This is a genomic window from Virgibacillus proomii, assembly GCF_018916875.1.
Taxonomy (GTDB): Bacteria; Bacillota; Bacilli; order Bacillales; family Amphibacillaceae; genus Virgibacillus; species Virgibacillus proomii_B.
On the sequence record NZ_JAHLNO010000029.1, the window covers coordinates 97,043 to 121,944 of the forward strand.

Consider the following 24,902-nt stretch of genomic DNA (forward strand, 5'->3'; position numbering starts at 1 on the left):
ACTTACGTAATTCATTTGTTACAATGTAAGAAAAAGGCAAGAACGGAGGGGTAACATGCGTTTATTATTTACAGGTCTGCTTGAAATGCTGCGTGCACTGTTGATCTTTATGCTACTTTATTTGCTGTTTGGGGCTGTAAGTAATTACTTGTTAGAAATGGTAACAAACAGAACCATATCCCAGTTAACGGAAGAACATTCCTATATGATGAATTTCCTAGTACTACAAGCAATTGGCGTTGCAATTATTATTTTTATTCTTTATCGAAACAAGTTTCAATTTTCCGGTTGGTACAAAGGGAAACAGGTGAAGAGGCTCTCAAAAACGACAACTCGAATTCTTGTGGCAAGTAGCGTGGTCTTTATCTTTGCTATGTATATCGTGGTGGGATTTGCTTTGTAAATGCGTCAGGTAGGCGAATACTTAAGTATAAAGGCGTATGGAGTGGTGTGTTTAGAACAGGAAGAGTTCTTAGTTTATTCTGCTCCAAAGATGCATTGGAGACTCAAGTACGTAATGGTGGTTTATTATATCCATATTAAGCAGGATTCAAAGTTGGATTAAAAACATGAGCACGATTGTGGTAAACTAAGAAAAAACGAGATTTGTGAAGGACGTTATGCATAATGAAAATCACCATTGTATCAGTAGGAAAATTAAAAGAGAAGTACTTAAAGCAAGGCATACAAGAATATTTAAAACGCTTAAGCACATACGCAAAAGTAAAGATCATTGAAGTGGCGGATGAAAAAGCACCAGAAAACCTAAGTGAAGCGCAAATGTTAGATGTTAAGCAAAAAGAAGGCGAACGTATTTTAAGTCATATTCAACCAGATACATATGTTATTACGTTAGAAATTAACGGTAAAATACTCTCCTCAGAACAGTTTGCCAGTAAATTGGACGAGCTCGCAACCTATGGAAAAAGCAAAATAGCCTTTGTTATTGGCGGGTCGCTTGGAATTAGTGCAGACGTCCAAAATCGCAGTGATTTAGCTTTATCATTTTCAAAAATGACCTTTCCGCATCAGGTGATGCGGTTAATTCTGTTAGAGCAGGTGTATAGGGCGTTTCGGATTAATCGAGGAGAACCGTACCATAAATAGGTAACGGTTTTCTTTAGAATATAATTCCCGAAGTGCGACTGGGGATATGTACAATTAAAGAAATTTGAATATCCTTTAGTTCCATTTTACGCTTTGAGCCGTACATACTTGTCATATACGAACCACATTCGAGACACTTTGCTAAAGATGTCAATGGAACTTTCCCAATGTACTGTCTTGGTGATCCAGTTGATCGTTGCTTTATTAGGGCATTAGCCTTATCTCAAGTTTCTTCATCAATAATTGGTTTGTGAATTCCTTTAACTAATATTTGATTTGGATTTGTGCCTTTTCTTCTCTTTATCTCCCAGTCAACCACTTAAGTCGTATATAACTATTGTATACTGGGTTTTTCAGAATTAAATTTAAAGTTGATTGAGCAAAATTTTTTGTTGATCTTCGTTCGTTTCCCATTTTTGTTGAGATGATTAGCAATTTTCTTTGTACCCCAATTTCCATTGATATATTTGTCAAAAATCATTTTAATTATTTTAACTTCTAGGGGAAAGACTTTTAGCTCTTTATCTTCACTCTGATACCTAAGAACTCTACCACCATTGAATTTTCCTTCTTTGGCTCTTTGTATCATTCCCGTTTTACGTTTTCAACAAGTTCCTCTCTTTGATATTGAGCAATTGATGATAAAAATTGAACTGTTTAAGTGTTCCATATTCACCTTCCTTTATGAAGACAAATTATTTTCCTTGTGGATTTCTTCCACAAGGAAAATGAATCTGAAAGGTTCCTACTCCATCTTGATATCTTATAATTTATGATGGCATCCGGTTTCCTTTTTTAACATTGTGCATCATACGATTTAATTCAAGTCTATCGTTTGTTATTTTTGCGCCGATTCCTTCATCAACATAAAATCTTAAATCAACGTTACCTCCATTGAGCTTATGAGCAGTTTGAATACCTTCGTTCTTTTGCTCCTCCGGAGAGAATCCTAGCTCTTAGGTGCACTCCAATATATAAACCAATTTTTTTATCTCTTTTCTATACTTATACAAGCTCCCCGTTTTATTCAGAAAGCAGCATATTAGAAATAACTTTATAAATGAGAACCGAAATGATTCTCATATTTTCTATATTATGAGTTTCACTAAAGATTTGATCAGTATCCTTTTTCATGTTAACCTTTCCGAATTTATTGATAAATTAACTTTCTGTCGGACGATCAAGAATTGAAATGGGATGTTGCAAGTAAAAGATATAAAAATGGTAGTGCAAATTTCCAGATTATGAGTAGTGACGACTATAATGAATATTCCAAACCTATTAAACTTAAAGATTTTTCAGTTGAACATACAGGAAACCAAATGCTAAGGATCATCGATTAAGTTTATGGAAAAGCGACGGAGTGAATGTAAACTTGCAAATTTTTATATCATCAAAGCGCACTCCACGAATAATTTAATGAATTAGTAATAGTAAAAAATAACCAATTTTCTATTTTTTTAATAAGTCAAAATGCTCTTTACTTTACTGAATTTTACAATCATACTAAATTTAGTAAATGCTAACAAGAGCAAGAAAAACCCCTCCTGCATCGACATGGTAGGTGGGCGGTGTCAAATTTAGATAGAAAAGTAAAAATATTGACAAAATAGTCCGATAAATGAGGAGGAATGAAATAAATGAAAAAAATTTTGTATAGGCAAAAGAGGAAACCCTTGACTCGAATGATCAAAGTGACGTTAGCTGCGTTGGCGATGGCCATCGCTTTGGTAGGGGCCGCGGTGGTGCCTGGACAAGCCTGGGTGAATCCAGGTTATCACTACCAGTACCCAGCGGAAGGTGGAACATGGAGGTACGGATTCGTGAACGCCGGACTCCGTTCCGAGTATAACCATCCGACAAAGATCCACGGCTCGACGGTACAAAAGCTCATCGACGGCAAAGTGGAAAAGACTAACAGGAGTTTAGATACGGCTCCGGGGCAATACTCTAACGCCTATGTCGGAACCATAAACTCGCCGGGTCTGAAGGGTCGTTATTTCTACCGCGTCAACTAATCCAGGTGATACCGGCTGTGGTTGCCGGGTTGAGCATGGCGAGTTCCAGATAGTTCTTGGAGTTCCCGCTTTTGTATAAGCGTATTATAATGGCTGTCGGAAGGCGCGTTATTTGCTCTGCTTACGATGCTGGCAGCGATCATCACTTGAGCAATATGATCGGGACTTTCCGCGGGTCATTAATGTCGAGCGAGTTAAATCTGTATTCTTTGCATTAATTTCCAGATAAAAACATATTATGTCATAGGCTGAATTAGCTTGCCTTACCGTCCACCTATCATGTCGGTGCGGGAATGTTTTTTCCCAGATTCAGAATATTTACAAGCTGGCAGTTTTTATCCCAGTGCTTACAAAGCTTCTAAGTTCTGAGAGCATGGGGTAATATCCCCGCTTTAAGGGGGTGCATCACATTTTAATCGCCCGGTGCTTTCGCGTTCTGATTGTTGAAGAGCTTTTTCGTGACATGATATATCAAATTTCCTTCATAGTAATATATCCATAATAAAAAAGTAGGTATCTTTCCATGGCTTGCCAAGGCACCATATCAAAAAATAGAGCATATCTATGAAAAAGGCAATAAAATATGACTTAAGATCATTTTTTTTGATGAGGAGTTCTTCTACTAGATCTAGTTTGTAGTTAGTCTTGATGGAAATTTCTGGTTATGTGTTTCAATGCTTGCATTTTCCGGGCTTCGACTTTAGTTATGTTTACCCATTAGTTCTTTTTTAAAGATTGTTGCTTTTGGCTATTGGACTGTAAGTTAAGCGAAAAGTTTCAGATCAAAAAACAAAATTTTTTTATTTTAGCTTACTTCGTACATAAAAAACTAGGAATGTTTTGTGATATGACAAAAGAAATAATTCATGTGGTAATCCGAAATGGCTTTCATTTCTGAAGTTTTATTGGAGAATAATTTCACGAAATTTACAAGATGCACCATCAGTAATATAATACCGTTAAATAGTAAAGCTTTGATAGCTATTCGAAATGGTAGCCAACAAGTGGTTGGAGAAGGTTGTTTGCTAAGTGGAAAATAATATTAGGGAGTTTGCAGAGATTTTCTTAAGGGATGCAGTTTTAAAAATATAAATAAGCGAGAAGCCTGTAGGTAATTAAGGAGTAGAACACATCCTCCATTTTTCACTTCAAGTTGGAGGGATGATGCTTTATGTTTAAAATACAGATAATTAAGGTAAAATTTAGCAACTGATGTAAACATCTTGTGTTTTCCGAATTTAGGCTTCACAAGAGAGCAAAAACTGTCCGGTACTGTGTAAAAAACAGCAAGAAATCGGAACTAATCGGCATGGCATGTGATCATTCTATTTGCCGAATCTATGTTAAAATTCCCCTGCAAAAATTAAGAATCCGTGAACCTTTTTCCAATTCAGTTTGTTTGTATAATAATAGATAAGTAAATATGGGAGGAGCAAGATATCAAAATCTGGACAACACAAATTCCTTGTGCTCCTATAGGTCTTGCGTTTGTTAACAGGCCTTATAGTATACAAATGAATGGGGTAAGGATATTAGCTTGTAGTTATAAAAAGAAATTGATCCGTTGGCAAAGAAGGAATAGGATGCCACAGCACCGCCAACAAGGGCAAGAAAAAACCGCTCCCGCACCGACATGGTAAGTGGGCGGCGACAAATTAGCTTGAAGAGTAAAAATAATGACAAAATAAATGAGGAGGATGAATAGATGAAAAACCTTTTTTATAGAAAAAAGTGGAAACCCTTGACTCTAACGATCAAAACGACGTTTACTACGTTGGTGATGTCCTCAGTAGACGTCGAATTTGACGGAGGTGCAGATGTTGATTGAAGCCCGGGACGTTTCAGTAGCAATTGGTGGGCGGCTCGTGCTTGACAGTGAGACCGTTCGTTGTACGCCCGGGATCATGACAGCCCTCGTTGGTCCGAGCGGATGTGGAAAAACCACACTCTTGCACTGCCTCGGGTTGTTGCTCCCAGTGGATCAGGGGCGCATCTTGATCGACGATAAGGATGTCACAAGGTACGGCACTGCGGCACGGCGTCGGTTCTGGCGTGATCATGCAGCGTTCATACTTCAGGATTACGGCATCATGGATGAGGAGTCGGTTGCCTTCAATGTGACCATGCAGACGAGCCTCCTGGGACGAAGCGTCACGGGAAACCAAGAACGGTTGGCGCAGGTGCTCGAGCAGACAGGTCTTCAGGGTCGAGAAGGTGAGCTGGCCAGCCACCTGAGTGGGGGAGAGAAGCAGCGACTCGCGCTGGCTCGTGCCATCTACAAAGACGCTACGATTCTGTTCGCTGATGAGCCCACCGCTTCGCTCGACGCAGCCAATCGGCGAAAGGTCATTGATCTGTTTGCGGACTTCGCCGCGCGCGGTCGCACGGTCATAGTGTCGACGCACGACTCCGAGATGATCAACGCGTGTGGCGCCCGGCATGAGGTCGGTTCCAACAGTTTGTCACACCACCCGTCAACCAGCGATCCCGCTAGCCTAGGAGGGTCCTCATGAAATCATCCACTAAGATCATTATCGGTATCGTTGTTGGCTTACTGCTGGTAGTGGGAGCAGTTGCGCTCCTAAACGGCTGGATCCCAGTATCAAAGGACACGCACCCGCCGTGCGACCAGCTACCGACCGTAGCGGAGGTCACTGAAGCGCTTGCTAGTCACCAAGGTCTCGCCGAGGAGATCAAAGCACTGGATGATAACATTACGGTCGAAGTGGGAAAACCGTGTCCCGATGATCAGAACCGAGGGCTAGTCATGGTGAGCTATGGTTCGAAATCCGAGCGTGACGCCATCGCCGACCTGCTCAGCCGCCGTGACGGGTTTGGGGTTCCGGTGCATCTGGTGAAACGCTAACGTGGATTTCCGCACAACCCTTGTCTGCCACTTGTGTGCAATGTTGGCTCACCGATATCGTCAAGCCGATCCTGGCGCGACCACCTACGCCAAGTATGAGGCGCTGGTCGGCTGTACAACATGGCGCTTTTGGCGAATAGGTGGGTGATGATGAATTGATTGAAGAGTAAAAATATTTAGTTGATTGAATGAGGAGGAATGAAATAAATGAAAAAACATTACCTGCTAATCGAGGCGATTACGCCGGACGGCGATACCGATTGCGGTCGCTGCGGCTTAGTATGGGAGAGTTCGGATAGTTCTTGGAGGACCCGCTTGTGTATAAGCGTATCATAGTGGCTGTCGCGGGTGCATTGTTTGCTCTGCTTGCCCTGCTGGCAGCGATCATCACCGACCTATATGATCGAGACTTTCCGCAGGCTATTGGTGTCGAAAGCAGGTTTAGTCTCAACTTTAGCGAATCGGATTTTTCCATTACTGAAGCGTTTGCGAAGCTGGAGGAGCTCGATGCGCGCTGGGATCTTGGTCTGGTCAAGGTTGCGCCGGATCTTGCCAGCGACGGTGATGACCAGATCTTCGTTGCACTTAACGATGGAAATCTGCCTGCCGAATTTACTTGGTTCGGCGGTGAAGGTGTAGGAAAGATCGTTGGTAAGGATCGACTTGCTACCTCCTATCCCGATGGGTTCTATCTCGTGACCGGCGAAAAAGCTCACTTGGGCGAGTTCGAGGACACGCTGAAAAGTGCAGGCGTGGAGGTTGGTCGCGGGGATGCGTCAATTTTCGACAGTCTTGGATTCGTGATTCAAGAAAGAGGATTTGCTGCTGCCGTTCTTTCGGCGTTTGCGCTGATCGTGGCGCTGGCACTGTTCTGGTTGTCGCTGAGAGCGCGGGGGCGTGCCCTTCGAGTTCTGGGCGGATGCCCGACCGTACGGATCCAGGTGCAGGACCTGGCCGGGTTTGGGGGTGTGCTGCTGATTTCAGCGGCCGCCGTAGCGCTGGCTACAACGGTTTATGTGGGTATGTTTCATGGCTGGATGTACGTCGGTACCTACCTCAAGGCGCTGGTCAGTCTGCAGGTCGCCGTTATCACTGTATCCCTGCTCGCTGCGCTTGTCATGTCAGCCTCTGCTTGGCCTAGCGCTACCATGCTCGCCACGAGACAACCGGCGGTAAAGAGCCTGCGTTCGGCGGCGATCGTAATCCAGGCGCTAACGTTCCTCCTAGTTGTGGCTGCGGCTGGGCCTGCTTGGTCCGCATACAAACACTCATCCGCTATGGCTGCTGAAATGGCGCAGTGGAAGCAACTTGCAGATCAGGTCGCCATAGTGTTCGCAACCGACGTTGACGAGATGGACCACATGGAGCCGATGATTGGCAAGCTGGTGAAGGATGCGGAATCGCTTGATACGGTCGCTCTTTCCTACACTTACACTCAAGAAATGACAATGCCGGCCGATTTGGGGGAGTACTCGGCCATTTCCTACGTGAATCAGCGTTGGCTTGATCTGGTGACCACGGGTGTACCACAGCCTGCTGTCACATCGGTACCTTATCATAGCATTCCAGAAGACGTTACACGAATGGTTCGAGAAGAGGCTGAACTCTTGTCGAGGGGAGAGCTTTCCAAGGAACTGTTCGCACAGTTCCAGTTCTTGAGGCCGGTCGACGGGTTCCGATTGCCGGTGGCTCAAGGAGGAGGGGGCGAAAGGCTTCACTTTGCGGACGATGTCCTAGTCGTCGTCGTGCCTTCGCTTTACGACACCTTTAACGATTCTGCCTTGACATCCATGGCCTCGGGTAGCAACATAGTGTTCACCGGTGTGACTGCTACGCAGCAATTGTTAGAGCGGCATGGCCTCGACGTACAGGCGCTACGCGATCGCGGACTCAAAGGCGAATTGAAAGTTGCCTACATTGCCGAAGAGGGGATTCTCCTCGCGCAGTTCGCAGCGTACATTGTATGGTTGCAGAATCTTGCGCTGATTGCATTGGTTGTTGCTTTCACTGTCGCTGCTGCGATCAGTGCGTTGATCACTGCACTGCTGCAGGCGAAGCGTGACTTCCCGCTGCGGGTAGAAGGCCGGTCATGGGCGCGGATCCTCCAGAGCCGAGTGGCGAAGGAATTACTTGTTGGGGTCGGTCTTGTGGGCGTCGTAGTCTTCTTCCAAAAGCCTGATGCGTTGGGGGCCGTACTCATGGCCGCGGCGTATGGGTTGCTTGTTGTGCCACTGAGCCATTTGTTTGCTGCGCGTTGGTGTTTCAATGGCGTTAGTAGGCGTCGAATTTGATTGGAAAGGTGCAGACGGTTGCTTGAAGCCCAGGGCGTTTCTGTAGCAATTGGTGGGCGGCCCGTGCTTGAGGTTTGTTATATGATCGGGATCATGACCGTCCTTGGTCCCGAGCGGATGTGGGAAGATCACACTGCACTGCTTGAGGCTTGCTTTTAGTGCATCATGGATGCATCTTGATCGATGAACACAAGGTACGGCACTTACGGCACGGCGTCGGTTTTGGCGTGATCACGAAGTGTTCATATTTCAGAATTACGGTATCATGGATAATATTCTTTATTTAGAGTTTATTGTACTCTTATATTTAGGACTTATTTTCCTTAAGTCATGGACGAAATAGTGAATATAACGCAATGTATGGTTGTTTTTTCAAAGTTTATGAATTCAAAGTAGCATATATTATGAAAAACTAAAAAAGACCAGAAGAAATCAAAATTACTTGAATCATGATGATATGCTCCCTTCTAAGTAGACAGCTAAAATATAAAATCTGCTACTTGGAGGGAGTAATTTTATGTCAAGAATGGTCATACTACTGAATTTAAACAGATGTATTGGATACATAGGAAAATAAAAGATATAGCTTAAGAGTTCACCTGAATCCGTGACAAAGAATTACCTGAACTTAACCCCAACTACCTGTTATATTAAGAATATCAGCCAAATCGTGCTGAAATCTTATTCACCCGGTAGGCGTCGATTTGAAATTTATTCTCGAAAACTCTGATGATACCCTTTCGACTCACTCCGATTTAGGGTTGATTGGGCTATTACTTTCTAAAACAAAACTTTCTTAACGCTTTTCTAAGCTGAAAACTCCCGGTAGAAAGACTACTCCATCGTTTTCGAATGACAGTGTTGACAATTTAGCCGTTTGTCTCGATCGGGAAACGGATTTTATCATCAAACGGAATCCTCACGTGAGCGTGTATAAACTTGGTTAGCGATTGTGGAACAACAAGGCACCTCGATTCCGGCTCGAGAAGGAAAACGCGTGTTTTATGGTTCTGTCGAAGTTACTCCAAAAGGAATGGATAAAAAAGTTCGTCAAGTGTACAAGGTCGCCTGAGCTACTATCCATGCAGATGGTCAGGTCCTTCTTATCCCAGACATTCAATTTGAAAGTTATTGGACGACATTAACGTTGATCCAGAAGAGGTGTTCAGGTTGTACCACAATCATGGGACGAGCGAACAACTCCATAGCGAGTTGAAAACCGACCTTGATTTAGAGCGACTCCATCCGGTAAGTTTAAAACGAATGACTTGATTCTCCACTTAGGATGTTTGACGTATAACTTACTTCGTCTGATTGACAAGAAACCTTGAAGTCGGATGACAACCGTTGAAGAAAAAGGTTTTTAGACGACGAGTGAAACCGTCATTCAAAATCTAATTACATTGGCAACGAAAATGGTATGGCATTCCAGGAGGTTGTACTTGAAGTTCGGAAATCACAGCCCTCCCTTCCCTGCTTTTAAACGTTTATATGCTTCTTTTTCCACATAGAACAGTAATTTAATAGTTCAAAAGACCCAGTGGATAGTCCGATTAACAGCAGGCTTATTTGGCGATAAAAAAATTAACGAATGAACCCGATGAAGAACAAATCAATTCAAAGCTCACCTGATTTGGCTTATGGAAGTTTTATTACGGATTAAGGGTTCAGTTAACGACCTTCTGTAAAAAGTCAAAGCCTAAAAAAGGTGGCACTGTTATATTTAACTAAGAAGATGAAAAATACGATACGAGAAGAGTTGATATACAGAAAACAAATGAACCAGCTTGCTTATTATTTGTCTGCTTTCAGAACCAAATTCAAAAAATAATGGCAGCAGCGCATCTTTTAGTCACAGATTCAGGAATATTTGGAAATCATGTATTAATGTACAACAAATTTTCATAAATGTCCCTTAATAAATTTCCGCATTCATAGTCATTCCTTAGAAGTTCTAGTATAATAAAATGTAAAAAGAGTTTTATAGAATAACAGGGTGATAAAAAAATGGAGAAAAAACAAGTTCGGGAGCAGTTAATGGCCAATCTGTTTAAAGCACGTTTTCCTTTTCTTTACATATCTACATGGGAAGAAGAAAGGGTGCTTTCACTCATATACTCGATTGCATCTAATCAGGAATTAATTAAAACGTCAAGAAAAGTTATTACGTGGAAAATTACTACTGGGATCGAAGAAGCGGGTGTAAAAGTAAAAGGAGATACAAAATCGGCGCTTAAAGCTTTGGAATTCGTTGAAAATTATCAAGAACCGGCTATTTTTGTGCTGCATGATTTCCATATTTATTTTGGAGATGAAGGACGTACTCCAGACCACCAGATTATTCGTAAATTAAGGGATATTAGCCTGAGTTTGAAACGCAGCCCTAATCCCAAAAACGTTGTATTTCTTTCTCCCATATTAAGACTTCCGCATGATCTCGAGAAAGATATTACTATCGTTGATTTTGACTTGCCCAGTTTTAACGAAATCAAGCAAATTTTGGATGACCTCATTCAAGTTAATAAGCAAACTGGACGAATTGAAATTAAACTGACGGAAGAGGAAAAAGAAAAACTTGTAAAAGCAGCACAGGGACTTACGTTGTCTGAAGCAGAAAATGCTTTTGCACGGGCAATGGTAGAAGATGGACGACTTTCTATTCATGATGTAGAAGTCATTTTAGAAGAAAAGGAACAAATCATCAAAAAGACGAAGATACTTGAATTTGTCAATAGCGGTTTGAATATGGATGATATTGGCGGATTAGAAAATTTAAAACGATGGCTGCGTAAAAGGAACAAGTCCTGGTTGGAGTCTGCCCAAAAATATGGTTTACCAGCTCCAAAAGGTGTGCTCATAACAGGGGTACCTGGATGTGGAAAAAGCTTGATCAGCAAGGCGATCAGCGCAATGTGGCAACTTCCTTTACTGCGCCTAGACATTGGAAAAGTTTTTAGCGGAATAGTGGGAAGTAGTGAAGAGAATATGAGAAAAGCGATTCAAACGGCAGAAGCCATTGCTCCTTCCATTTTATGGATTGATGAAATTGAAAAAGGATTTAGCGGAATGAATTCATCTGGTGACGGTGGGACAGCTAGCCGTATCTTTGGTCAATTCTTAACTTGGATGCAGGAAAAGGAAAAACCGGTTTTCGTCATCGCGACAGCTAATAACATTTCTGGTCTGCCTACGGAATTGCTTCGAAAAGGAAGATTTGATGAAATATTTTTTGTTGACTTGCCGACACATCGGGAGCGAGTAGAAATTTTCAGAGTGCATTTAAAGAAAAGATTAAAGGATCCGAACGTTGCCAGAGACTTTCAAATAAATAATAACAATTTACATCATCTTGCTGGATTGACAGAAGGATTTGTCGGGGCTGAGATTGAACAAGTAGTTATAAATGGATTGTTTGAAGCATTTTACGAAGAAAGAAGTGTTACACTTCTTGATTTCGAAAAGATATGCAAACAGTTTATCCCGCTGTCAGTGACCCAAGCTGAACAAATTAAGGGAATACGTGATTGGGCCAATGTTAGAGCCGTAGCTGCAACCCCACGTGAAGACCGAGAGGAATATTCAGAAAGTGTTGAGGCAGAAGGCATCAGTGATATTATGGCATCACGCGGTGGAAGGACGATCGACTTTTAATTTTGTTGAAAGGTGGTAAATGAACATTGAGTATTGAACTAGTACTGATTCCAATAGGAATTGCGCTGACACATGCAGCGGGCTCGTTAATGGAGAAAAAAAGCGGACATACATATAGCATCCAAACCGTCATGAAGAGACGGCACTTGCTACAAAAAGCATTGGCACAATATGGCTGTAGCGTTTATGAGCTCAATGAACAAAATTGTCAAACAAAATTAGGAGATATTAAAATCTTTTTTCAACAAAATGACAGGGGAATGTTTGAAGCGTTATTTGATGAAAGTGTAGAAAAGGAACATGCATTGGAATTTATTGAAAACCTGCATGCAGAATATAAGTATTTAATTCAGCAAGAAACGTACCAGAAGCTGGTGCAACGGGCTGAGGAAAAAGGTTTGAAATTGGAATCGGAAGAAATTCAGCAGGATCGTTCTATTTTATTAACTTTTCATGTAAATTAAAGTTATTAGCAGGTGAGAAAATTTGATTGATAAAAAAATAAAAATTAAAATTACAGATGACTGCCAGATTTTTGCCAAAACGATGGGTATTAAGGGACAAGATTGTTTGGAGTATATCGAATTGCTTGAACAACTGCTTGATGCTAAAACAGTGGATTCTAATTATACGGAAGAATATTATCAAACGGAGATACAGTCGTTTCGCCAAAATAAACAGTTTTTAAAGGAAGGGGATTAGTAAATGGCCATTACCAGCAAGGGCAAAGGATGGGAGTTGAGGAACTCTATTTGGATGCTTTGGGCCATCCTGACCTTAGGCTTCTTTAATTATATTTCTTTTTATTATATTTCCTTTCGAGTGAAACAGAGGAAATGGTTATTCGCTGCTCTAGTATATTCATTGATATTTATCACGTGGACAATTATCACAGAAATTTATCCGGAAAAACATTGGATGACAGATGTAGCGTTTTCTGTTTTTCTGCTGGGTTGGATTGTTTCGATCGTTCATGTATTTAAGATAAGGAAGGAGTATTTACTAAGATTGGAAGTCAAGATAGCAAGCGGTCAAAGGGAAATTCAATCGCTAAGGGAACAGATAAGGCGAGAGTATGGAGGCACTGTCGAAGCTGCTTCCAAAGTAGCGCCTGTTCAACAAGAAGTTAAGGAAAAGCCGAAAGATACGGTTAAAATGATTGATATTAATACTGCTTCTGAAGATGAAGTCGCAGAAGTTCCGGGAATTGGTGCTTTGTTCGCTAAAAAAGTAATTGAAGTAAGAAAAAGGGAAGACGGTTTTACGTCGTTTGAACATTTTGTACAGACTCTCTCCATTAAACCACATTTGGCGGAGAAGATGAGACCTTTTCTTGTTTTTCCTGAAAAGCCGGCAACAAGCTCTTTAAAAAAATCAGAGGGGAGAATTGTGGACTTCTAATGAAACTCGTTATTCATCGTTATTTGCCTTGTACAACTGTTGAAGGTCCGGGAAGAAGATTTTGCCTTTGGGTACAGGGGTGTTCTATTCGCTGTGAAGGTTGCGGAGTGCCCTGGACATGGTCAAAGCAGAATGGAAAAACAGTCACGGTTGAAGAGCTTTTTAGGGAAATTGAAAAAAGCAGGAAAGAGAATGATATAGAAGGTGTAACATTTCTTGGTGGCGAACCTTTTGACCAGGCGGAGGCTCTTGGAAAGCTTGCTGCAATGGTAAAGAAAGTAGGTTTGACAGTCATGACATTTTCCGGTTATCTGTATGAGGAGTTGAAGAATAGAACAAAAGCTTGTGATTTGCTTGCATACACAGACTTATTGATAGATGGGCCGTTCGAAAAAGAGAAGCTTGATTTAAGTCGACCATGGGTTGGTTCTTTCAACCAGCGGTTTCACTTTTTAACGTCTGCTTACAAGTACTTGGAAAACGAGCTTGTTGGTATGGGTAATAAAATCGAAATTCGAATCTCAAAAAATGGACTTGTTTCAGTCAACGGCATGGCAACGCAGGAAACATTAAATGAACTCTTTGATGTGAGTGAGTTTAAAAAAATTAAAAGGATATAAAGAGGTTGCCCAAAAGGGTGCGGCATTCATCCGCAGTTATTTGTTCATATTTTCTGTGATAAATGGGGGGGGTGTCTAGCTGCATTTTCTTTTGAGGCAGCTTTTTTATGTTGTACCCCGCTCTTTATAAGGGGATTTTTTACAAGGAAAATCAAAGGGGAAAGATGCTGCTTTTATTAAAGGCGCTTCTGAGTACTTTCCAGGAGTTTAATAAATTTATGTAATTTAAGAAGCCAACAAAGTTGTAGATGAAGTGTGTGAAACGAAAGAAAAAGCTGTGCTAAGCTCAAAAACACGCGCTATGTTCGGTTAAAAAATGAAAAAAACTTGACCAAGAAACAAAAGGCTATGCTGGATAAACTGAAAGACAGTGAACTGGATACGGCTAAAGCTTATCGTATGCGTTTATGCTTACAAGAAATTCAATACCCTGCACCTATTGCCCCTATGGTGCTAGAAGACCGGATTCAATGGGGATTACGTTGTCAATTAGAGTCAATGAAAACTAGCAAAGATGTTAAAAAGACATTTTGATGGTGTAGTGCAGTGGTTTCAGTCACACTTAAATGAAGGCATTACAGCTTATTCCAAACAGCCAAACGAAAAGCAAGAGGATATCGTTCAAAATAAAAAGAACTGGTATCAGTATGGAGCCATGTATCGCTCCCAACCAAACCCGTTCCCTTGTCCGGTTTTGTTTTTTATAGATTTTTTTAAGCTATAAAATTTCAATTTGTGCTATTTCATCGTTTTTAGCGAAGAGTCATAGAAAAACAATGATTCCAATGGATATTAATAAAACAGTAGGTTCATTAAACAAATGTATTAGTTCCATGAGGGCTGCTAGCAGCTACTAGTGTAGCTGGAATAGCAATTACTAACGTTAAAAAACAAATAAAAACCTTTTCATCATAATTAAAACTCCCCTCACTATTGCTTCAATGGTTAGTCTTATAAATAAAGTTTTAGAGGGTTGATTAGTTAGAAATCCAGGAATACCCTACACCTTCCTCAACTCATTAAACATTTTTAGTTGCTTAAATTTTGAACTAAAACGAATTGTCTATATTTTTAATGTGTACTCATTAATTAATTGTGAGTTCCTTTACTAGTAATCACTCCTCTACTAAAAAAACAGTTTGATCTCCTTTTTTAATAGTGGTCAGCCTTTGGGCTATTTAAGCTTTTAGAAGTTATATAAAAGGTAAATACCTCATTACTTTAAAGAAACAAAATTGTAAAAATTTTATCTACTTCATGCTACTATTATGTGATACAATTAGTTGAGAATAATTATCATTATTAATAGTGTTGGTAATAGGAGGATACATCATGAATGTTACTGATTTACAGCAAGGTAAGAAAGCTACCGTATCAGATATTACAAAATTAAATGATATAGTGAAACAACGTTTAATCGATATGGGTCTCGTTGAAGGTCAAGAAATTTGTTTAAAATGTACCATGCCGTTTGGTGGACCTGTCATGGTTGAAGTATGTGGGCAATGTCTCAGTTTGCGTCGTAAAGAAGCATCAAGTATAGAGGTGAGATGACACATGTCTCAATTTGCATTATTTGGAAACCCTAATACAGGTAAAACCTCACTTTTTAATCATTTAACAGGTTCCTATGAATATGTAGGAAACTGGAGTGGTGTAACTATTGAAAAAAAGGTGGGAAAGCTTCGCAACCAAAAAGGTATGTTAGTCGATCTGCCTGGAGTGTACTCCTTAAATCCACTTTCCAAAGATGAGGAAGTGGTGACAGAATTTTTATTAACAGGGGAATTTGAAAAAATATTGAATATTGTTGATGCTTCCCAGCTAAAACGAAATCTACAGCTAACGATTCAATTAATGGAATTTGGCAAGCCTCTTATAGTGGGACTTAATATGGTAGATGTCGCTAAAATGAGAGGGATTAAAATTAATGAAAAAAAGCTAGGAGACCATTTAGGTGTCAGTATAGTTCCGATTATAGCTCGAACGGGTAAAGGCTGTGATCTATTAACGAAGGAACTAACGATCCATACAACTAAAGAGTTGCAGACTCCTATTTTCAAAGTGGACTACGGATTTTTAGAAGAAGTGATTGATCGAATCGGTAAACTTCTTCCAAATGATACTAACTTGAATAAAAGATGGATGACTATTCAATATTTAGAAGGTAATAGACGAGTAACATCCTATTTAGATCAGCATATGTCAAATGCAGCCATGCTTGAACAAATGAAGCGGAAAGCAGAAGAAGAACTTGTAAAGCGCGGGTATTCTTCCTCTATAAGACAATTTATCTATCATATACGAGATCAAAAAATTATTCATATATTGGAACAAGTCACAACGGTCACTTCGTTAAATAATACGACTACGACTGAATTGATTGATCGTATGGTTACAAACAAATTTCTTGGTCTGCCAATTTTCTTATTTTTTATGTATGTGATGTTTATGCTGACGTTTGATTGGTTAGGGTCACCGTTGTCCGACTTATTAGATGGCTTTTTCTCTGGTCCGTTAACCACCTGGTTGGAAAATGGATTGAATGCTATTGGCGCTTCTAGTTTTATTAAGGATCTGGTTCTTAATGGAATTATAGCTGGTGTAGGTGGAGTGCTCGTATTTGTCCCACAAATTTTTATAATGTTTTTCCTTATCTCTTTTCTAGAGGATTCTGGTTATATGGCTAGGGTTGCAATGGTAATGGACAGGATAATGGAATCCATCGGACTTAACGGGAAAGCTTTTATTCCAATGATTATCGGTTTCGGATGTAATGTTCCCGGGATTATGGCAGCACGTACCATTGAACAACCGAAGGAAAGATTGTTAACAATTTTATTAACGCCTTTAATGTCTTGCTCAGCACGTCTTCCTATATATGCTTTATTCGTTGGCGCTTTCTTTGTGAAACATCGAGCATTAGTGGTCTTTTCCCTATATGTTCTTGGAATTGTCGTAGCTATGGTAATGGCACGGATATTTTCCTTTCTATTCCTAAAAAAGGAAAAAAGTGTATTCGTTATCGAGTTACCCCCGTACCGCGTTCCTCAAGCTTTAACATTATGGAGGAGTACATGGGAAAAAGGGAAAGGGTTTATTCGGAAGGCAGGGACGTTTATTTTTGCAGGTTCAGTTTTAATATGGTTACTGACCTATGCAGGACCGCACGGATTGAATGTTGAAATGGATGATAGCTTTCTTGCTTTGATTGGTGGTGTTTTGGCACCTGTTTTTCAACCATTAGGATTCGGAACTTGGCAAGCAGCTGCATCCTTACTAACGGGATTTCTAGCAAAAGAAATAGTTGTGTCTACCATGAACATTATCTATCATGTTCCGGATACAACGTCACTTAAAGGCTTATTAAGTACTCAATATTCAGCTCTTTCTGCATTGAGTTTCATGTCATTTGTCCTGTTATACGTTCCATGCTTAGCGACATTAGCTACAATTAGAAAAGAAACGGCTTCTAAAAAGTGGACCTATATTTCAATTATATATTCCTTGCTCATTGCTTATGTCATTTCCATCGTAATCTATCAAATTGGAGGTCTACTCTTTTAAGAAAGGGGACGTGACACATGATCGTAAATATATTGATTGGTTTAGCTATATTTGGTTATGCGGGCTGGATGATGGTCCGCCATATAAAAAAAAGTAAGCAAGGCAAGTGTGCAGCTTGTCCGCTTAACAAGTCCTGTAGCTGTTCTTGCTCCGAACAAGAATCGACCTCTATTACGGGGTTAAAATAGTTACTAGATATTGACAGTCTTTTTGAAGGTACAGGTTAAAAAGGCATAACAATCCGACATAGGTAATCGAAGTAAGTGCCAAAGTAAACCCACGGTGAAAAAGCCCCCACCTAATGACAGATGGGGGCTTTTTGACGTTTACGAAATAGAATATATTTAGTTAACCCATGCATTCCAATTAATATATTGACACTCGATATTATACAAGGGGTATTATTTTGTTACAATATACTAACCATCGATATATCTACAATCGATATGAATGAGGTGATTATGATTAACCCATTATCTGAGCCTGAGCCTACATATTTAATTTTGTTGGCACTTTACCAAGGGCCATTGCATGGTTATGGAATAATTAAAGCCATTGAAAATGTAAGTAGAGGAATTTATGTTATTGCACCAGGCACATTTTACGACGTGATAAAAAATATTCAGAAGAAAGGGTGGATCAAAACAATAGAAATAGAACCAGGAAGTCGTAGAAAGATAACATGTCGTATCACAGATGACGAAAAAGAAGTCCTGCTTGTGGAATATAACAAATATATAAATCTAATTAATATGTCTAAAATAATCCTTAATGAAATCGAGAAGTAATTAGTGAAAAAACGTTTCCTGAAAAAAATAGTAAGGGATTTTCTGTATTTACTGAAGAAGAGCAATGGCTTAAACGATGTTGCAAAATGGGTGGATATTAAAAAAGTATAGCGATGAGGACGAAGACGGATGCTCTTACATTTTTGAACCGATTCAAAAAAAAGATCAAAAAGATGTCATTTATAAGATTGATTTCCGTGAATTTAATAGAAAAGAGGATTACCAAGAATATAAAGATCTTTTTGAAGATGCTGGATGGAAATTACTATCAAAAAACCAATCGTATTCCAAACATATATTTTACACATCATCTACAAATAAGCAAAGCGATATTTTTTCTGACGTCCCCTCTTACATAGAACGTGAGAAACGGAAAATGTCAGCATCACTCCGAGATACAATTATCTGCCTAGTTATTTCTTTCATTTGTTTTATATTACGTTTTATTTTCGACCAATCTTCTTTTTATGGACCCAGCGGCTTGACTTTAATTATGAAAAAATGTCGTTGATTATTTTAAACATAGAAAAGCTTATAAATCTCTAATAGGAAAAGAAAATCAACTCAAAAAGCAAACAATATCATAAATGGGTATATCCACGCGGTGCAAACAAGAAATATCAGGAATGGAATAACTAAACCGAACGTTAAACAGAGAACCTCCCTTGATGGAAAGCATACGTAATTACATCATTGATGATCTTCCTAAATTATCCAATTAATGATAGTATAGTAAATAATACCTATATGTTCGAAAAATTAACCATAAAAAAGTTAAGGGGGAGATCCGTGTGTCCATCACGGTACCAGAGTCCATTCGAAGTTCAGCCACGGCGGGAGAGCGTATTCTTTTTAACACGTTAAAAGAATACTTAGATGATGATTATATCATTTATTATGAACCTGAAATTAATGGGAAAAAGCCAGATTTCTTAATTATTGGGCCTTATTTAGGTTTGCTAGTTTTAGAAGTTAAGGATTATACGATTAATATTTAGAAATGGGGAAGGAAATTATGAGTTTTGTCAGAGAAAATACGAGAAATCGTTGGAAGGAACAAATTAAAAGAACTGCCTCTGAGATAAAAGCAAATAATGACTTTTCATTTATTGAACGCTTTATAAAGGATAAACGAGTTATACTTCTTGGTGAAAATTCACATGGAATAGCAGACTATTTTACGACCAAAACTGACTTAATCCGTTATTTACACCAATATCACGGGTTTAACGTTGTCGTACTTGAAAGCGGTCTTTTAGAAGCAACTCTGTGCAAACAATTTTTAAGCAATGACTCCCCTGAGAAACAAATCCAAAATAGCTTATTAGATATATACCATAATGAAGAAATGAAGCCACTCTTTTCCGAGGAATGGGCTCAGTCTATAAAACTTAGCGGAATGGATCCTCAGCCTACTTATCCTTTAATATCTGATCATATGTTAGATTGGATAAAAGATCATACGGATTATGAGTTATATGAATCTATGAGAACCGTTGAAGAACATTATTTTGAATTAGATGCTGAAATGTTGATAAAGATAACAAAATCTTTAAAAACGAGAATGAAGGTTGTCATTCAAGAATATGAAAGTGTATTAAAATTAATAGATATCAAACGGAAAAACTACACTAATCCTGAAATACAAAGAATGTTTCTATTAATCCAGCGGGGAATGCAAAATAGGTTGCAATGGTTACAGGTGAATTTAAAAGGTTATCTGTCCTCTGGGATTCAAAGAGGGTTTAATATGTTTCAAAATTTAGAATGGCTGATGAATCACTATTTTAATAATGAGAAGATCATTGTATGGGCTCATAATTTTCATATACGAAAAAGACGCCCCCTTACTGCAAAGTTATTAGGAATTAGATCGGTTGGGTATTGGTTGCAAAAGAATTACCCGGAAGACTTTTATGCAATTGGTTTTTATGCTGGGAGTGGAGAATTTGCAACGCAATTACGGGTTGAATTAGAGATAGATATTAAGAAAAAAAACATTATCAATTAGAGACATTACTTTATGAGACATCAGAATCAGACTTGTTTCTTCCATTAGATGTAAAAAATCAAATCAACGATAAAAAAATGTGGTTTAAAAGAAAATGGTGGTTATTGGAATCGGGATTTTCAGGTCTTTCCCCAATGGTTATTTATCCACAAGATCACTATGATGCAATAATTTTTATACGGGAAGTGACCTCCCCAAATTATTTAAAACGATCTGAATAATAGGAAAAAAGTAATTGATATTTCGCAAACAGGTTTATTAGTTAACAAAGACTGCAAAAAGAACATTTCCACACTATGGTTCCGATTACGTATTATATAAATGGTATAGAAGCAATTGGTGACAAAAAGTATTTGACATTGGTTATTTCGATATCAAATCTGTAATTGATATCTGATACCCAAAAGAACAACAATGGATGACAATATGATAGACCTATTATTTCTACCAGACCTTAAATCAATTGAAACAGCATAAGAAAATGAAACTGATATGATGTTTAAAGTGGAAGCGATCGAACCACCTGAACGTTGTCCTGAATGCGGTTTTGACAAACTGTATAAACACAGTTCAAGAAAGCAACTAATCATGGACTTGCCCATTCGTTTAAAGCGAGTGGGCTTACAATTAAACCGAAGAAGATATAAGTGTTGTAAATGTAACTCTACCTTTTGGGAACGGCTTATATCCGTAGATTAAAAACGTAGCATGATCAGAAGATTGATAAAGTTCATTGAGAATCAGTCCATGTTGGATTGCGTCTCGTTCAATTAAGTCATGTTTGCGTTTGAGAAGGATACATCTCTCACACATAAGAGTGCGTCTTTCTTTTGGAGTCAATCTATCCTTCAGAGACTTTCAATTTGGCTTCCATTCCATTCATAAAATTATACGATAAAAAATTAGTAGAACAAGAAAAAGGCGAGGAAGCATTAAATTAATCTAAACGAATAATTAATCTAGCAATTTCAAAAAATAAAATATATGATGGAATAAAGCTAGACTGCTTTGTAGAGTACATCTATCTTTTAACTGTAGATAATTTCAGCGTATCTACAGTCTTTTTTATACTATAGGAAAGTATAAAACTTTAGGCTTTATAGTATAAGAAAAACTATAGCTTTCGCCATAAAGACTTGGCGACAAGCCAAGTTTTTCTATATTAGTATCAATAAAATTAGCCCTAGAAAAGAAACACATAGTTTTTAAAGGAGAATAGTATTGAGGCGAGCACCACCTAATTCTAGCTGGTGCCTGACTCCCTATTCATTTCGTATAATTATCGAAATATCCTTGGATGTAGATGATTGGTGTGCCTTTGTCACCACTGCCTGAGGTTAAGTCAGATAGTGAACCGATAAGGTCAGTAAGTTTTCTCGGGGTTGTTCCTTGTGTTTCCATGGAACCTACAAGATCTTCGGCTTTATTATTAATATAGTTGTTAATCGCTTCTTCGAGTTCTTTTCCTCTTAAGTCAGCAAAATTATTATCAGCAAGATATTTTAATTTCACTTCGTTTGGAGTACCTTCAAGTCCAGATGTATAAGCTGGTGAGACGACAGGGTCAGCAAGCTCCCAAATTTTCCCCACAGGATCTTTAAATGCTCCATCTCCGTACACCATCACTTCAATATTTTTTCCGGTTCTTTCTTTCAGCATTTGTTGAATATTGTCTACAATAGGTTGGCAATTTCTTGGAAAAAGTTTAACATTATTTTCTGCTGATTTATTAGAACCTAAAAGGCCGTAAGCTTCATTATAGCCACTACCATTAATAGATTCAGTTAAGATGTCATCAAGACTATAAACTCTTTCTGCACCATTGGCCTTTAAGATTTTTTTAGTTCTGAATCGTGAATGAATATCACAGCTTAGCACATTTTTAGTATAATCTAAAATCGTTTCTGGCTGATTTGAAAAAATCACTTCACATTCCATACCGTATTCTTCCACAATGGATTTATAATAATCGATATAATCAATTCCAGTAAAAGGATGCTTTTGATAGCCAAAAAGATCACGGAATTGTTTTTCTGTTAAAACATCTGTCCAAGGATTAACGCTTTTTTCATCAAGCATATCTAGAGCTACTAAATGATTCCCCACTTCATCAGCTGGATAGCTCAGCATTAAAACAATTTTTTTAGCCCCTTTTGCAATACCGTGGAGACAAATAGCAAAACGATTCCGACTTAAAATAGGAAATATTACGCCAACGGTTTCTTCACCAAATTTTGAACGAACATCTTTAGCAATATGATCGATCGTTGCATAATTACCTTGGGCACGCGCTATGACTGATTCTGTTACAGTAACGATATCTTTATCATTTATTTGGAAACCTTCAACTTCGGAAGCTTTTAATACACTATTGACAACAATTTCTTCAATATTGTCTCCTTGATTAATAATTGGACAACGAAGACCTCTAACAACTGTTCCGACTACTCTTTCCAATATAATCGCTCCTTAAATAACTAAAAATAATTCATTTCTATATTGAATATACACGAATAGAGTACTATAAGTAAAATGAATATATAAAAGTGTATATATGATAAGCGGATTAGATTTATATAAAATATTATGGAATGTTACGAAAATTGGCAGGACAATGTCGTGTCAGTAAGTTATTTTAATCATAAAAAAAGCTGTGTCTTCTAAGCTAAATGCTTATAGACACAGCTCTTAATGAGATTAATATAGCCCGTCTTTTTCTTCTTTCATACTGATGAAAATATTTTTTGTTTGGGTGTAGGCATCGAGAACACTCTTATATGTTTCACGACCAATACCTGATTTTTTATAACCACCAAATGGAGCACCAGCTGAGAAGTTAGTATATTGATTCACCCACATGCGACCTGTTTCTACTTTACGGGATACACGAAGGGCAGTATTCAAGTCTTTTGTCCATACACCGCCACCAAGGCCGTATTCGGATTCATTTGCTAAACGAATTACTTCTTCTTCTGTTTTAAATTTAATAATAGTTGCAACAGGTCCAAAGATCTCTTCTTGTGATACACGCATATGATTAGAAGCATCAGCAAGTATAGTCGGTGCCATAAATACACCATTTTCTAGGCCGTTTTCTTTGATTTGATAACCACCTGTTATCAATTTAGCTCCTTCTTTTTGACCAAGTTCAACATATTGTAAAATTTTATCAAGTTGTTTTTGATTGATTTGCGCACCCATTTGCACGCCATCTTCCCAAGGGAGGCCGACCTTAATATTTTCGAAAGCGTCTTTTAATTCGTTAACAAACTTATCATAGATGCCTTCTTGAACAAAAATACGTGATCCGGCACTACATACTTGTCCTTGGTTAAATAAAATGCCTAATTGCGCACCTTCAATTGCTCTTTCCCATGGTGCATCGTTAAAGAAAATATTTGCAGATTTTCCGCCTAGTTCTAATGTAGATGGTACTAAACGGTCAGCGGCTGCTTTTGCTACTGTATATCCAACTTCTGTTGATCCAGTAAATGCTAATTTACTAATACCTTCATGGTGGAGCATATAATCACCTGAATCAGCACCTCTACCAGTAATGACGTTGACAACACCTGGAGGTAATACCTGGTCCAATAATTTAGCTAATTCTAATATGCTAAGTGAAGTTGATGAAGACGGATGAATAACAACTGTATTCCCTGCTGCAATTGCAGGAGCAATTTTCCAAGCAGCCATTAATAATGGGAAGTTCCATGGAATAATTTGACCTACAACACCAATTGGTTCTTTTAAAGTTAATGTTAATGTATCATCATCTAATTCTTTGGCAGTTCCTTCTTCAGAACGAATAACGCCAGCGAAATAGCGAAAATGATCTGCACTTAATGGAACATCGGCACCACGTGATTCTCTTAGTGGTTTACCGTTATCCAATGTTTCAACCATTGCTAAATGATCTGCATGTTCATCGATCAAATCAGCAATTTTAAGAAGTAATTTACTTCTTTCTTCAACGCCGACGGTTCTCCAAGATTGAAATGCTTTTGTCGCTGCTTCAACTGCTGCATCGACATCAGCATGTGTTGCATCAATCACTTCAGAGAGTTTTTCACCGGTGCTAGGATTATAGCTAGCTATTTTTCTGCCTTCTGTGCCTTCTACCCATTGGCCACCGATATATAACTTATATGATTTATCAATTCGTTGTTCTGTATTTACTTTGCTGTTCATTACGAACTCCCCCGCTTTGTGTATAGTTTTCTTATACTGTTTATTTTACTTAGACTTGAAAGTGTTTACAAGAAAATAGCTTGTTGCTAGGCATTAAGCTGTTTTATTTGGAGAATAGACCTGTTGTAAGCTTTATGAATGGTGAATTGTAGTAAAAAACGAAGGGTGGAAATAACTCTTAGAAAAACTTGGCTTGTCGCCAAGTCTTTATGGCGAAAGCTATCGTTTTTCTTATACTATAAACCATTAAGTTTTATACTTTCCTATAGTATCACTAACGTCGCATTAATTTCGAATGAATATTCAGTTTATATTGTTGGGTTTTAAAATAAAAAATGAAAACATCAAAGCTAAGGTAGTAAACATCCATTTTTTTACTATAGCCTAAGAC

The 24,902-nt window shown here is 38.7% G+C and carries 21 protein-coding genes and 2 pseudogenes; 20 read left to right on the top strand and 3 right to left on the bottom strand.

Features of this window, described 5'->3' with window-relative positions; all coding sequences use genetic code 11:
* The first annotated feature begins 55 nt into the window (after positions 1 to 55).
* Both KQI21_RS15790 and rlmH read left to right on the top strand, forming a co-directional pair.
* The gene (locus tag KQI21_RS15790; RefSeq protein WP_216485187.1) at positions 56 to 403 is read left to right on the top strand and encodes a hypothetical protein; all 348 of its coding nucleotides are present in this window, start codon (positions 56 to 58) and stop codon (positions 401 to 403) included.
* Positions 404 to 627: 224 nt separating this feature from the next.
* Entirely contained in the window at positions 628 to 1,107 is a 480-nt protein-coding gene (gene rlmH / locus KQI21_RS15795; RefSeq protein WP_216485188.1) for a 23S rRNA (pseudouridine(1915)-N(3))-methyltransferase RlmH, read from the top strand.
* A 334-nt stretch (positions 1,108 to 1,441) separates the two neighbouring features.
* On the opposite strand, the gene KQI21_RS17000 is transcribed toward rlmH, so the two are convergent.
* On the bottom strand, positions 1,442 to 1,696 hold the full coding sequence (locus KQI21_RS17000) for a recombinase family protein (RefSeq protein WP_216485189.1): 255 nt from the start codon (positions 1,694 to 1,696) through the stop codon (positions 1,442 to 1,444).
* A gap of 1,051 nt (positions 1,697 to 2,747) precedes the next feature.
* Between KQI21_RS17000 and KQI21_RS15805 the strand changes: the two genes are divergently transcribed.
* The 18 genes and pseudogenes from KQI21_RS15805 to KQI21_RS15890 all read left to right on the top strand — a co-directional run.
* Positions 2,748 to 3,125 (top strand): lactococcin 972 family bacteriocin, encoded by a 378-nt coding sequence (locus KQI21_RS15805; RefSeq protein ID WP_216485190.1) that lies wholly within the window; start codon positions 2,748 to 2,750, stop codon positions 3,123 to 3,125.
* A 1,817-nt stretch (positions 3,126 to 4,942) separates the two neighbouring features.
* Positions 4,943 to 5,638 carry an ABC transporter ATP-binding protein gene (locus KQI21_RS15810; protein ID WP_216485191.1) on the top strand — a complete coding sequence of 232 codons (696 nt, stop codon included), beginning with the start codon at positions 4,943 to 4,945 and terminating at the stop codon, positions 5,636 to 5,638.
* Complete coding sequence (locus tag KQI21_RS15815) at positions 5,635 to 5,991, top strand: hypothetical protein (protein ID WP_216485192.1); 357 nt, start codon at positions 5,635 to 5,637, stop codon at positions 5,989 to 5,991. Before KQI21_RS15810 ends, KQI21_RS15815 begins: the two co-directional genes overlap by 4 nt.
* A 317-nt stretch (positions 5,992 to 6,308) precedes the next feature.
* Positions 6,309 to 8,282: a bacteriocin-associated integral membrane family protein gene (locus KQI21_RS15820; RefSeq protein WP_216485193.1), complete on the top strand. Its 1,974-nt coding sequence runs from the start codon at positions 6,309 to 6,311 to the stop codon at positions 8,280 to 8,282.
* Between the two features lie 2,007 nt (positions 8,283 to 10,289).
* Entirely contained in the window at positions 10,290 to 11,933 is a 1,644-nt protein-coding gene (locus tag KQI21_RS15825) for a Ycf46 family AAA ATPase (protein WP_216485194.1), read from the top strand.
* Positions 11,934 to 11,959: 26 nt separating this feature from the next.
* Complete coding sequence (locus tag KQI21_RS15830; RefSeq protein ID WP_216485195.1) at positions 11,960 to 12,397, top strand: hypothetical protein; 438 nt, start codon at positions 11,960 to 11,962, stop codon at positions 12,395 to 12,397.
* Between the two features lie 22 nt (positions 12,398 to 12,419).
* On the top strand, positions 12,420 to 12,635 hold the full coding sequence (locus KQI21_RS15835; RefSeq protein WP_253291589.1) for a DUF2997 domain-containing protein: 216 nt from the start codon (positions 12,420 to 12,422) through the stop codon (positions 12,633 to 12,635).
* A 3-nt stretch (positions 12,636 to 12,638) separates the two neighbouring features.
* Positions 12,639 to 13,334: a helix-hairpin-helix domain-containing protein gene (locus KQI21_RS15840; protein WP_216485196.1), complete on the top strand. Its 696-nt coding sequence runs from the start codon at positions 12,639 to 12,641 to the stop codon at positions 13,332 to 13,334.
* A complete protein-coding gene (locus KQI21_RS15845; protein ID WP_216485197.1) occupies positions 13,334 to 13,954 on the top strand; it encodes a 4Fe-4S single cluster domain-containing protein in 621 nt (206 codons plus the stop codon). The genes KQI21_RS15840 and KQI21_RS15845 overlap by 1 nt, the downstream gene beginning before the upstream one ends.
* A gap of 327 nt (positions 13,955 to 14,281) precedes the next feature.
* Positions 14,282 to 14,488: a transposase gene (locus KQI21_RS15850; protein ID WP_253291592.1), complete on the top strand. Its 207-nt coding sequence runs from the start codon at positions 14,282 to 14,284 to the stop codon at positions 14,486 to 14,488.
* A 798-nt stretch (positions 14,489 to 15,286) separates the two neighbouring features.
* Complete coding sequence (locus tag KQI21_RS15855; RefSeq protein WP_216485198.1) at positions 15,287 to 15,508, top strand: FeoA family protein; 222 nt, start codon at positions 15,287 to 15,289, stop codon at positions 15,506 to 15,508.
* A gap of 3 nt (positions 15,509 to 15,511) precedes the next feature.
* On the top strand, positions 15,512 to 17,521 hold the full coding sequence (feoB, locus tag KQI21_RS15860; RefSeq protein ID WP_216485199.1) for a ferrous iron transport protein B: 2,010 nt from the start codon (positions 15,512 to 15,514) through the stop codon (positions 17,519 to 17,521).
* A 17-nt stretch (positions 17,522 to 17,538) separates the two neighbouring features.
* Entirely contained in the window at positions 17,539 to 17,709 is a 171-nt protein-coding gene (locus tag KQI21_RS15865) for a FeoB-associated Cys-rich membrane protein (RefSeq protein WP_216485200.1), read from the top strand.
* A gap of 273 nt (positions 17,710 to 17,982) precedes the next feature.
* Positions 17,983 to 18,309 (top strand): PadR family transcriptional regulator, encoded by a 327-nt coding sequence (locus KQI21_RS15870; protein ID WP_216485201.1) that lies wholly within the window; start codon positions 17,983 to 17,985, stop codon positions 18,307 to 18,309.
* A 76-nt stretch (positions 18,310 to 18,385) separates the two neighbouring features.
* Positions 18,386 to 18,820, top strand: a complete 435-nt coding sequence (locus KQI21_RS15875; protein ID WP_216485202.1) for a DUF2812 domain-containing protein — start codon at positions 18,386 to 18,388, stop codon at positions 18,818 to 18,820.
* A 280-nt stretch (positions 18,821 to 19,100) separates the two neighbouring features.
* Positions 19,101 to 19,301 (top strand): annotated as a pseudogene (locus tag KQI21_RS15880) (nuclease-related domain-containing protein); the annotation flags it as partial.
* Between the two features lie 23 nt (positions 19,302 to 19,324).
* Positions 19,325 to 20,320, top strand: a complete 996-nt coding sequence (locus KQI21_RS15885; protein ID WP_216485204.1) for an erythromycin esterase family protein — start codon at positions 19,325 to 19,327, stop codon at positions 20,318 to 20,320.
* Between the two features lie 426 nt (positions 20,321 to 20,746).
* Positions 20,747 to 21,016 (top strand): annotated as a pseudogene (locus KQI21_RS15890) (transposase family protein); the annotation flags it as partial.
* Between the two features lie 570 nt (positions 21,017 to 21,586).
* On the opposite strand, the gene KQI21_RS15895 reads toward KQI21_RS15890, so the two are convergent.
* Positions 21,587 to 22,777, bottom strand: coding sequence for a coenzyme F420-0:L-glutamate ligase (locus KQI21_RS15895; protein ID WP_216485205.1), 1,191 nt, complete (start codon positions 22,775 to 22,777; stop codon positions 21,587 to 21,589).
* Positions 22,778 to 23,017: 240 nt separating this feature from the next.
* Positions 23,018 to 24,511, bottom strand: coding sequence for an aldehyde dehydrogenase family protein (locus KQI21_RS15900; RefSeq protein WP_216485206.1), 1,494 nt, complete (start codon positions 24,509 to 24,511; stop codon positions 23,018 to 23,020).
* Positions 24,512 to 24,902 lie beyond the last annotated feature (391 nt).

Excerpts from the sequence above, each read along its gene's own strand:
- KQI21_RS15885 (WP_216485204.1), top strand. The coding sequence starts at position 19,325 with ATGAGTTTTGTCAGAGAAAATACGAGAAATCGTTGGAAGGAACAAATT.
- KQI21_RS15825 (WP_216485194.1), top strand. The coding sequence starts at position 10,290 with ATGGAGAAAAAACAAGTTCGGGAGCAGTTAATGGCCAATCTGTTTAAA.
- KQI21_RS15815 (WP_216485192.1), top strand. The coding sequence starts at position 5,635 with ATGAAATCATCCACTAAGATCATTATCGGTATCGTTGTTGGCTTACTG.
- KQI21_RS15790 (WP_216485187.1), top strand. The coding sequence starts at position 56 with ATGCGTTTATTATTTACAGGTCTGCTTGAAATGCTGCGTGCACTGTTG.
- KQI21_RS15855 (WP_216485198.1), top strand. The coding sequence starts at position 15,287 with ATGAATGTTACTGATTTACAGCAAGGTAAGAAAGCTACCGTATCAGAT.
- KQI21_RS17000 (WP_216485189.1), bottom strand. The coding sequence starts at position 1,696 with ATGATACAAAGAGCCAAAGAAGGAAAATTCAATGGTGGTAGAGTTCTT.
- rlmH (WP_216485188.1), top strand. The coding sequence starts at position 628 with ATGAAAATCACCATTGTATCAGTAGGAAAATTAAAAGAGAAGTACTTA.
- feoB (WP_216485199.1), top strand. The coding sequence starts at position 15,512 with ATGTCTCAATTTGCATTATTTGGAAACCCTAATACAGGTAAAACCTCA.
- KQI21_RS15845 (WP_216485197.1), top strand. The coding sequence starts at position 13,334 with ATGAAACTCGTTATTCATCGTTATTTGCCTTGTACAACTGTTGAAGGT.
- KQI21_RS15875 (WP_216485202.1), top strand. The coding sequence starts at position 18,386 with ATGTTGCAAAATGGGTGGATATTAAAAAAGTATAGCGATGAGGACGAA.
- KQI21_RS15870 (WP_216485201.1), top strand. The coding sequence starts at position 17,983 with ATGATTAACCCATTATCTGAGCCTGAGCCTACATATTTAATTTTGTTG.
- KQI21_RS15865 (WP_216485200.1), top strand. The coding sequence starts at position 17,539 with ATGATCGTAAATATATTGATTGGTTTAGCTATATTTGGTTATGCGGGC.
- KQI21_RS15900 (WP_216485206.1), bottom strand. The coding sequence starts at position 24,511 with ATGAACAGCAAAGTAAATACAGAACAACGAATTGATAAATCATATAAG.
- KQI21_RS15810 (WP_216485191.1), top strand. The coding sequence starts at position 4,943 with ATGTTGATTGAAGCCCGGGACGTTTCAGTAGCAATTGGTGGGCGGCTC.
- KQI21_RS15840 (WP_216485196.1), top strand. The coding sequence starts at position 12,639 with ATGGCCATTACCAGCAAGGGCAAAGGATGGGAGTTGAGGAACTCTATT.
- KQI21_RS15805 (WP_216485190.1), top strand. The coding sequence starts at position 2,748 with ATGAAAAAAATTTTGTATAGGCAAAAGAGGAAACCCTTGACTCGAATG.